The following is a 3,723-nucleotide window of genomic DNA, read 5'->3' as shown; positions in this document are numbered from 1 at the left end:
TAGATACTTGACCAACTTGTCTGGAACAAGTTGGGACGACCTTTAGGTCGCCCGAAGGGGCAATGCCATGGAGGGCATCGATCACTATGACCGTCGGTCATTGGCAAGCCCCACCGCTCGAGTGTGGGCCCCATAGAAAAATACCCCGGACCATTGCTGGTGCGGGGTATTTTAATTTAGATGCTTGACAATGACCTACTCTCACATGGGGAAGCCCCACACTACCATCGGCGCTAAGTCGTTTCACTTCTGAGTTCGGAATGGGATCAGGTGGTTCCAACTCGCTATGATCGTCAAGCAAACTGGTATGATCGGCTTTCCGTCTTATCTCGCAAGGCGAGTGCGTACTGGCGCAATCAAATAGGGTGGTGAAAAGTAAAGTTGCACATCGCTTTAGGCGATTATTTGGTTTTCACAGAAGTCCGGCTCGTGGCGCAGTCGTTTCTGTTATATGGTCAAGCCTCACGAGCAATTAGTACGGGTTAGCTCAACGCCTCACAGCGCTTCCACACCCCGCCTATCAACGTCGTAGTCTTCAACGGCTCTTTAGGGGGCTCAAGGCCCCAGGGAGATCTCATCTTGAAGGGGGCTTCCCGCTTAGATGCTTTCAGCGGTTATCCTGTCCGAACGTAGCTACCGGGCAATGCCATTGGCATGACAACCCGAACACCAGAGGTTCGTTCATTCCGGTCCTCTCGTACTAGGAACAACTCTTCTCAAATCTCCAACGCCCACGGCAGATAGGGACCGAACTGTCTCACGACGTTCTAAACCCAGCTCGCGTACCACTTTAAATGGCGAACAGCCATACCCTTGGGACCAGCTTCAGCCCCAGGATGTGATGAGCCGACATCGAGGTGCCAAACACCGCCGTCGATGTGAACTCTTGGGCGGTATCAGCCTGTTATCCCCGGAGTACCTTTTATCCGTTGAGCGACGACCCTTCCATACAGAATCGCCGGATCACTATGACCTACTTTCGTACCTGCTCGACGTGTCAGTCTCGCAGTTAAGCTGGCTTGTGCCATTACACTAACCTCATGATTTCCGACCATGATTAGCCAACCTTCGTGCTCCTCCGTTACACTTTGGGAGGAGACCGCCCCAGTCAAACTACCCACCATACACTGTCCGCGATCCCGATAAGGGACCTGCGTTAGAACCCCAAACATACCAGGGTGGTATTTCAAGGTTGGCTCCACGATAACTGGCGTTACCGCTTCAAAGCCTCCCACCTATCCTACACAAATAGGTTCAGAGTTCAGTGTAAAGCTATAGTAAAGGTTCACGGGGTCTTTCCGTCTAGCCGCGGGTACACTGCATCTTAACAGCGATTTCAATTTCACTGAGTCTCGGGTGGAGACAGCGTGGCCATCGTTACGCCATTCGTGCAGGTCGGAACTTACCCGACAAGGAATTTCGCTACCTTAGGACCGTTATAGTTACGGCCGCCGTTTACCGGGGCTTCGATCAAGAGCTTCGTCCGAGGACTAACCCCATCAATTAACCTTCCGGCACCGGGCAGGCGTCACACCCTATACGTCCACTTACGTGTTTGCAGAGTGCTATGTTTTTAATAAACAGTCGCAGCCACCTGGTTACTTCGACTGCCAGCAGCTTAGGGAGCAAGTCCCATCACCGCCAGCAGCGTACCTTCTCCCGAAGTTACGGTACCATTTTGCCTAGTTCCTTCACCCGAGTTCTCTCAAGCGCCTTGGTATTCTCTACCTGACCACCTGTGTCGGTTTCGAGTACGATTTCTCTTTACCTGAAGCTTAGAAGCTTTTCTTGGAAGCATGGCATCAACCACTTCGCGCTCTAAAAAGAGCACTCGTCGTCAGCTCTCGGCCTTAAGATCCCGGATTTGCCTAAGATCTCAGCCTACTGCCTTAAACGCGGACAACCAACGCCGCGCTGGCCTAGCCTTCTCCGTCCCTCCATCGCAGTAAAGAGAAGTACGGGAATATTAACCCGTTTCCCATCGACTACGCCTTTCGGCCTCGCCTTAGGGGTCGACTAACCCTGTCCCGATTAGCGTTGGACAGGAACCCTTGGTCTTCCGGCGTGGGAGTTTTTCACTCCCATTATCGTTACTCATGTCAGCATTCGCACTTCTGATACCTCCAGCAGACTTCTCAATCCACCTTCAACGGCTTACAGAACGCTCCCCTACCATGCAACAAGTTGCATCCGCAGCTTCGGTTATCAGTTTGAGCCCCGTTAAATCTTCCGCGCGGGCCGACTCGACTAGTGAGCTATTACGCTTTCTTTAAAGGATGGCTGCTTCTAAGCCAACCTCCTAGCTGTCTGAGCCTTCCCACATCGTTTCCCACTTAACTGATATTAGGGACCTTAGCTGGCGGTCTGGGTTGTTGCCCTCTTGACGACGAACGTTAGCACCCGCCGTCTGTCTGCCATGATTGCACTCCACGGTATTCGGAGTTTGCATGGGGTTGGTAAGTCGGGATGACCCCCTAGCCCAAACAGTGCTCTACCCCCGTGGGTGAGACATGACGCACTACCTAAATAGTTTTCGGGGAGAACCAGCTATCTCCCGGCTTGATTAGCCTTTCACTCCGATCCACAGGTCATCCGAATCTTTTTCAACAGATCCCGGTTCGGTCCTCCAGTTGATGTTACTCAACCTTCAACCTGCCCATGGATAGATCGCCGGGTTTCGGGTCTATTGCCTGCGACTGCGCGCCCTATTAAGACTCGGTTTCCCTACGGCTCCCCTATACGGTTAACCTTGCCACAGACAATAAGTCGCTGACCCATTATACAAAAGGTACGCCGTCACGGAACAAGTCCGCTCCGACTGCTTGTACGCACACGGTTTCAGGATCTATTTCACTCCCCTCACAGGGGTTCTTTTCGCCTTTCCCTCACGGTACTGGTTCACTATCGGTCAGTTGGGAGTATTTAGCCTTGGAGGATGGTCCCCCCATGTTCAGACAGGATATCACGTGTCCCGTCCTACTCGATTTCACAACAAGTGTCTTTTCGTGTACGGGGCTATCACCCTGTATCGCGGAACTTTCCAGAACCTTCCACTAAAACACAAGTTGCTTAAGGGCTGGTCCCCTTTCGCTCGCCGCTACTCAGGGAATCTCGGTTGATTTCTTTTCCTCCGGGTACTTAGATGTTTCAGTTCCCCGGGTTCGCTTCATACACCTATGTATTCAGTGCATGATACCTACCTTACGGTAAGTGGGTTTCCCCATTCGGACATCTCGGGATCAATGCTTGTTTGCCAACTCCCCCGAGCTTTTCGCAGGCTCCTACGTCCTTCATCGCCTCCAACTGCCTAGGCATCCACCGTGTGCGCTTAGTCGCTTGACCATATAACACAAGCGACTGCTTTACGATATTGCACTCAATGGGTTTGTTTGTGTTAACGCAGCTTGCTGACAAGCGGCCACGATAACCCCATCAAGTACAACGCCGGACTCTTGTGAAAATACACAATCGCCTTCTATGCAATGTACAACTTTACTTTCCACCTTGTTAAAGAGCTCTGGCGTAAAAACCAGTCAGTTAACTTCTTTAATCAACACTCAAGGAGTTGATTAAAAAGTCAATTGACTGACTTCTAACAATTAGCAGTAATGGAAGATCAAGCAACGTGCGTTCGATCGAAGCACTGATGAAATGGTGGAGCTAAGCGGGATCGAACCGCTGACCTCCTGCGTGCAAGGCAGGCGCTCTCCCAGCTGAGCTATA

General features: G+C 51.6%; 1 tRNA gene and 2 rRNA genes (1 of these 3 running past the window's edge). All 3 read right to left on the bottom strand.

The window, feature by feature from the left end:
• Positions 1–182: 182 nt before the first annotated feature.
• A 5S ribosomal RNA gene (gene rrf / locus RBH33_RS17555) occupies positions 183–298 on the bottom strand.
• A gap of 153 nt (positions 299–451) precedes the next feature.
• Positions 452–3,342, bottom strand: a 23S ribosomal RNA gene (locus RBH33_RS17550).
• A 310-nt stretch (positions 3,343–3,652) separates the two neighbouring features.
• A tRNA-Ala gene (locus RBH33_RS17545) sits at positions 3,653–3,723 on the bottom strand; it runs 5 nt beyond the window's last position.

It is taken from the genome of Marinimicrobium hydrolyticum, assembly GCF_030848505.1.
Classification (GTDB): Bacteria; Pseudomonadota; Gammaproteobacteria; order Pseudomonadales; family Cellvibrionaceae; genus JAVDDU01.
Note: the sequence above shows the minus strand (reverse complement) of the source record. Positions and strands in the feature narration are given on the sequence as shown.